This window comes from Streptomyces sp. NPDC060028, from assembly GCF_042736725.1.
Taxonomy (GTDB): Bacteria; Actinomycetota; Actinomycetes; order Streptomycetales; family Streptomycetaceae; genus Streptomyces.
Map to the genome: position 1 here is coordinate 253027 of NZ_JBHWVJ010000001.1, position 6000 is coordinate 259026.

Consider the following 6000-nt stretch of genomic DNA (forward strand, 5'->3'; position numbering starts at 1 on the left):
GCTGTCCGGCCCGGCATGATGTGGGCCGGAAAACGAAAAGACCTCTCGCGGGTGCGAGAGGTCTGCGCGCGGGTCTGGGGCACGATGGCCGCCTCCGCGAAGTTCTTCCACGGTTCAGCGGTCACTGCGGACCGGCGCGCTGCTGTCCATAATCATGAGCTGAGCAGGCACGTCCGCAGTGTGGCACAGCGGCCCGCACCCATGGACACATGTCTCACGATACGAGCGCCTCGTCGAGGAATTCCGAGACGTGGTCCAGGATGTCGCCCCGCCCTATCCCGGGCAGCCCCACGGCCACCTGGATGCTGAACCCGTCGAGCAGGGCCCGCAGCCGGGCCCCGAAGCGGTCGGGGTCCACCGGCCGGAACTCCCCGCGGGAGATGCCCTCGGCGAGCAGCGCCACCAGGTCGCGGTGCCAGGCGCCCTCGATGGCCTCCTGCCGCTCGCGTTCGTGCGGGCCGGCGTTCTGGGAGCGGTTCCAGACCTCCAGCCACAGCGTCCAGTGCGGATCGCGCGCGGCCTCGGGCACGTACAGGTCCACGTACGCCTGCAGGCGCTCGCGGGCCGGGCCGCGCCGGGACAGCAGGGCCCGCCGCTCGACGCCCAAGGCCGCCTCGCTCCACTCCAGGGTCTGGAGCAGCAGCTCGTCCTTGCTGCCGAAGTAATAGAGGAGGTGGCCGCTGCTCATGCCGACCTGGCGGCCGAGGCCGGCCATGGTCAGGCCCTCCAGGCCGCGCTCGGCGATCGTGGCCATGGCGGCGACCAGTACGTCCTCGCGCGGGGGCGCGTTCTTGCGCGCCGCGCGCACCGGTACCTCGCCCGCCGCCATGGGCCGCTCCTTGTCCGTATGCCGTGGTCCCCTGTCGGGTCAGACCTTCGGCTGCTGCTGGGTGATGCAGTGGATTCCGCCACCCCCGGCGAAAATCGTACGTGCGTCAACGAGCGTCACGGTCCGCTCGGGGAACAGACCGCGGAAGATCTCCGCCGCCTCCTCGTCGCGCGGGTCGTCGAAGGAGCACAGCACCACGCCGCCGTTGCACAGGTAGTGGTTGATGTAGGAGTAGTCCACCCACTCCCCGTCCTCTTCCAGCACGGTCGGCGCGGGGACCTCCACGACCTCCAGCTGCCGGCCGCGGGCGTCGGTGGACGCGCGCAGGATGGCGGCGATGGTCTTGCAGCGCTCGTGGTCCGGGTGCGCCGGGTCGGGCTGGGTGTGGACCAGCACCACGCCGGGGCGGGCGAAGGCCGCGACGATGTCCACGTGGCCCTGGGTGCCGTACGTGCCGTAGTCGCCTGCCAGGCCGTAGGGCAGCCAGATGGCCTTGGTGGTGCCCAGGTGGGCGTGGATCTCGGCCTCGACCTCCTGGCGGCTCCAGCCGGGGTTGCGGCCCTCGCCCAGCTGCACGGTGTCGGTGAGGAGGACCGTGCCCTCGCCGTCCACGTGGATGGCGCCGCCCTCGTTGACCAGGCGGGTGCTGAAGGTGCGGGTGCCGGCCAGGTCCGAGACGTGCCGGGCGATCTTCGAGTCGTGGTCCCAGCGGGCCCACTCCTGGGCGCCCCATCCGTTGAAGGTCCAGTCCACGGCCGCCAGCTCGCCGGCGTCGTTGGTGACGAAGGTCGGGCCGATGTCGCGCATCCAGGCGTCGTCGAGCCCCTGCTCGACCAGCCGGACGTCGTCGCCGACGATCGCCCGGGCGCTGTCGGCGTCACCGGGCGAGACGACGAGGGTCACGGGCTCGTACGTACGGACCGCGCGGGCGACGGCGCCCCAGGCCTCGCGGGCCTCGGCGAGCTCGACGTCGTCGGTGAAGGTCGGGTTGGGGCTGGGCCAGGCCATCCAGGTGCGCTCGTGGGGCGTCCACTCGGCGGGCATCCGGAATCCGTGGTCGGCGGGCTTGGTCATGGCGGGGTCCTTACGGGCTTTGCTGACTTACAAGAAGTACAGGCGGTTGAGGGAGACCGAATCGGCCGCTTCGGAGCGCAGCGGTTCCCCGTCGAGGGAGACGAGGCCGCTGGTCGCGTCCACATCGACCGCGCCCACCCGGGAGTTGAGGAGCAGGTCCTCGGGGCCGATGCCGCGGGTGCCGCGGACGGCGACGCGGCGTCGGCGGGTCGGCATCTCGTCGCTGCCCAGGGCCGCCGCGGCGGCCGAGACGAAGGCGACGGAGATGTCCGCCGCGGTGGCGCCGTACGAGCCGAACTGCGGTCCGAGGACCAGCGGCTCGCAGGTGTCGGTGGCCGCGTTCGGGTCGCCGGTGACCCCGTACGCCGGGAAGCCGGACTTGAGGACCAGCTGCGGCTTGGCGCCGAAGAACTGGGGGCGCCACAGCACGATGTCCGCGAGCTTGCCGACCTCGATGGAGCCGATCTCGTGGGCCAGGCCGTGGGCGATGGCGGGGTTGATGGTCAGCTTGGCCATGTAGCGCAGGACGCGGGCGTTGTCGTCGCCCTCGCCGTCGCCTGCCAGCGGGCCGAGCTCGCCCTTCATCTTGGCGGCCATGGCGAAGGTGCGGCGGATGGTCTCGCCGGCCCGGCCCATGCCCTGGGCGTCGGAGGAGGTGATGCCGATCGCGCCCAGGTCGTGCAGCACGTCCTCGGCGCCCATCGTCCCGGCGCGGATCCGGTCGCGGGCCATGGCGGCGTCGCCGGGGAGGTCGGGCTTGAGGTCGTGGACGGAGACGATCATGCCGTAGTGCTCGGCGACCGCGTCCCGGCCGAAGGGCAGGGTCGGGTTGGTGGACGAGCCGATGACGTTCGGCACGCCCGCCATCTTGAGCACGTTGGGGACGTGTCCGCCGCCGCAGCCCTCGATGTGGAAGGCGTGGATGGTGCGGCCGTCCAGGACGCGCAGGGTGTCCTCGACGGAGAGGCACTCGTTCAGGCCGTCGCTGTGCAGGGCGACCTGTACGTCGTACTCCTCGGCCACCCGCAGGGCGGTGTCCAGGGCGCGGGTGTGCGCGCCCATGTCCTCGTGGACCTTGAAGCCGGACGCGCCGCCCTCGGCCAGGGCCTCGACCAGCGGGGCCGCGTCGGAGGAGGAGCCGCGGGCGAGGAAGCCGATGTTGACGGGCCAGGCGTCGAAGGCGTTGAAGGCGTGCTTCAGCGCCCACGGGGAGTTGACGCCGACGCCCCAGACGGGGCCGAACTCCTGGCCGATGATCGTGGTGACGCCCGCGGCGAGCGAGGCCTCCATGATGCGCGGGGAGAGCAGGTGGACGTGGGTGTCCACGGCTCCGGCGGTGGCGATCAGGCCCTCGCCGGACACGATGCTCGTCCCCGTGCCGACCACGACGTCCACGCCGTCGAGGGTGTCGGGGTTGCCGGCCCGGCCGATCGCGTGGATGCGGCCCTCGCGGATGCCGATGGAGACCTTGCGGATGCCGAGGACGGCGTCGATGACGAGGACGTTGCTGATCACGACGTCGCAGGTCTCGCGGACCGCTGCGGCCTTCAGGTGCAGTCCGTCGCGCGCCGTCTTGCCGAAGCCGGCCAGGAACTCGTCGCCGGGCTTCTGGGCGTCGTACTCGACCCGGACGGTCAGCCCGGAGTCGCCGAGGCGGACCCGGTCCCCGGCACGGGGGCCGAAGACGGAGGCGTACTCGTGCGGGTCGATGTGCCGGCCGCCCGGCGCGCAGTGGTCGCTGTGGGGGGTCTGACGGCTCACGCCTGTGCTCCTTCGCTGCCGGTGTCGCCCACGCCGAGGTACCCGCAGGCCGCCGCGCGGCGCAGGGCTTCCTCTTTGGCCCCGGGGGCGTCGAGGGGGCCGTCGACCAGGCCGGCGAAGCCGATCGCGATGCGCTCTCCGCCGATCGGGACCAGGCCGACCTCGCCTTCGCCGTGGGGGTCGAACCGGACGGACGAGCCGGCGGGTACGCACAGCCGCATGCCGTAGGCCGCGGCGCGGTCGAAGTCGAGGCGGGGGTTCGCCTCGAAGAAGTGGAAGTGGGAGGTGACGCTCACCGGCACGGGGGCCGTGTTGCGCACGCGCAGGTGGACGACCGGCTCCGGCTGCGGGGCGCCGGGGCCGGGCAGGACGGCGCCCGGGGCGTCGTACCCCAGGCCCACCGCGCCCCGGATCGGGGAGGAGACCACCGCGAGGCGGGAGCCGTCGTCGAAGACGGCCTCCACGTGCACCTCGGCGACCACGTCCGCGACGCCGGGCAGCACGTCGTCGGGGCCCAGCACGCTGCGGGCCTCCTCGATGGCCTCGGCCAGTCGCCTGCCGTCACGCGCGGCCTCGCAGACCGTGTCCGCGATCAGCGCGGTGGCCTCCGGGACGTTGAGCTTCAGGCCCCGGGCCCGCCGGGCTCTGGCCAGTTCCGCTGCGCTGCGCAGCAGCAGCCGGTCGCGCTCCGTAGGGGTCAGCCGCACGGCGATCCACCACCTTTTGACTCGATGGGTTAGAGCATCACTCTAACTCTTCATTTCTTCGCAGGGAATCATTGACCTGACACCTGGGCTTAGGTCACATTGAGTGTCGCTCAAACATTGCGCAACCACCCCCCGCCCTGCCAAGGGAGTCCCCCATGCCCATCGAACAGCGCGGAGTCGACACCATCCCCGAAGAGGAGCGCACGAGCGGTCCCCGTGACCTGATGTCGATCCTCCTCGGCTCCAATCTCTGCCTCGGTGTGATCGTCTTCGGCTGGCTGCCTCCGTCCTTCGGACTGGGCCTGTGGCCCTCGGTCACCGCGATCGTGACCGGCACCCTCGTCGGCATCGCCTTCACCGCGCCGCTGGCGCTGGTCTCGCTGCGCACCGCGACCAACCTGTCCACATCCAGCGGCGCCCAGTTCGGGGTCCGCGGCCGGCTCGTCGGCTCGGTGGTGGGTCTGCTGCTCTCGCTCGGCTACACCGCGCTGACCCTGTGGATCGGCGGCGACGTGATGGTGGGCGTGCTGTCCCGCCTCACCGGGCTGCCGGACACCGGCGCGTCGCGGGCCGTGATGTACGGCGCACTGGCCGCGTGTACCGTCGTGGCGGCCGTCTTCGGGTACCGGCTGCTGCTGCGGATGAGCAAGATCCTCTCCGTCGGGATGGTGGCCCTGCTGGCCGTCGGCGTCTTCGCGTACGCCCCGGACTTCACCACCGCCGCCCCGCCGGACACCTCGTACCTGCTCGGCTCCTTCTGGCCGACCTGGATCCTCGCCGCCGTCGCCGCCGGGCTCAGCGGGCCCGTCGCCTTCATCACCCTGCTCGGCGACTACACCCGCTACATCTCCCCCCGCAAGCACAGCTCCCGCAAGGTGTACTGGGCCACCGGCCTCGGCCTGCTGGTCGGGCTGCTGATACCGCAGCTCTTCGGCACCTACACCGCGCTCGCCGCCAAGGCCGGCGCCGAGTACGCCGGGCCGCTCGTCGGCGCCGCCCCGTTCTGGTACCTGGCCCCGCTGCTCCTGGCCGCCGCGGCCGGTTCGGTGGGCAACGCCGGGCTGATGCTCTACTCGATGGGCCTCGACCTGGACGCCATCGTCCCGAAGGCCACGCGCACCACGGCCACGATCATCGCCGCGGCCGTCGCCACCGCCTTCGTGTTCTTCGGTTCCTTCGAGTGGGACGTGCAGTCGGCGATGACCTCGTTCGTCCTGCTGCTGACCGCCATCGGCACCCCGTGGGCCGTGATCACCCTGATCGGCCACGTCCGCTGCCGCGGGCAGTACGACGCCGACGCCCTCCAGGTCTTCAACCGCCGCTCGGTGGGCGGGATCTACTGGTACCGCTCCGGCTGGAACGTGGCCGCCACCGCCTCCTGGGCGATCGGCGCCGGGGTCGGCCTCCTCGCGGTGACCACCCCCTTCTACGAGGGCCCGCTCCTCGCGCTGACCGGTGGCGTGGACTGCTCCTTCGTCCTCTCCGGACTGACGGGCGGCCTCGTGTACGCCGCCCTCACCGCCCGCCGCGCCCCCGCCGCGGCCCCCGCGGCCGAACCGGCCGACGAGCCGGCGGTCGCGTAGGACTCCCCCGTACGTACGAAGGCCCGCGCCCTGGACATCCAGGGCG

General features: G+C 72.2%; 5 protein-coding genes. 1 reads left to right on the top strand and 4 read right to left on the bottom strand.

All coding sequences use genetic code 11. The features are described from left to right. Positions 1-214: 214 nt before the first annotated feature. From ACFWBF_RS01210 to ureA, 4 genes are read right to left on the bottom strand one after another with little or no spacing between them, the layout of a single operon-like run. Positions 215-829 (bottom strand): TetR/AcrR family transcriptional regulator, encoded by a 615-nt coding sequence (locus ACFWBF_RS01210; protein WP_385593181.1) that lies wholly within the window; start codon positions 827-829, stop codon positions 215-217. A gap of 39 nt (positions 830-868) precedes the next feature. Further along, positions 869-1903, bottom strand: coding sequence for an agmatine/peptidylarginine deiminase (locus tag ACFWBF_RS01215; protein WP_385593184.1), 1035 nt, complete (start codon positions 1901-1903; stop codon positions 869-871). A gap of 27 nt (positions 1904-1930) precedes the next feature. Continuing rightward, entirely contained in the window at positions 1931-3664 is a 1734-nt protein-coding gene (locus tag ACFWBF_RS01220) for an urease subunit alpha (RefSeq protein WP_385593187.1), read from the bottom strand. Beyond that, positions 3661-4371: an urease subunit gamma gene (gene ureA / locus ACFWBF_RS01225; protein ID WP_385593190.1), complete on the bottom strand. Its 711-nt coding sequence runs from the start codon at positions 4369-4371 to the stop codon at positions 3661-3663. Before ureA ends, ACFWBF_RS01220 begins: the two co-directional genes overlap by 4 nt. A 155-nt stretch (positions 4372-4526) precedes the next feature. On the opposite strand from ureA, the gene ACFWBF_RS01230 reads away from it, so the two are divergent. Beyond that, positions 4527-5954, top strand: a complete 1428-nt coding sequence (locus tag ACFWBF_RS01230; RefSeq protein WP_385593193.1) for a cytosine permease — start codon at positions 4527-4529, stop codon at positions 5952-5954. The last annotated feature ends 46 nt before the right edge of the window (positions 5955-6000 follow it).

Excerpts from the sequence above, each read along its gene's own strand:
- ACFWBF_RS01230 (WP_385593193.1), top strand. The coding sequence starts at position 4,527 with ATGCCCATCGAACAGCGCGGAGTCGACACCATCCCCGAAGAGGAGCGC.
- ACFWBF_RS01215 (WP_385593184.1), bottom strand. The coding sequence starts at position 1,903 with ATGACCAAGCCCGCCGACCACGGATTCCGGATGCCCGCCGAGTGGACG.
- ACFWBF_RS01210 (WP_385593181.1), bottom strand. The coding sequence starts at position 829 with ATGGCGGCGGGCGAGGTACCGGTGCGCGCGGCGCGCAAGAACGCGCCC.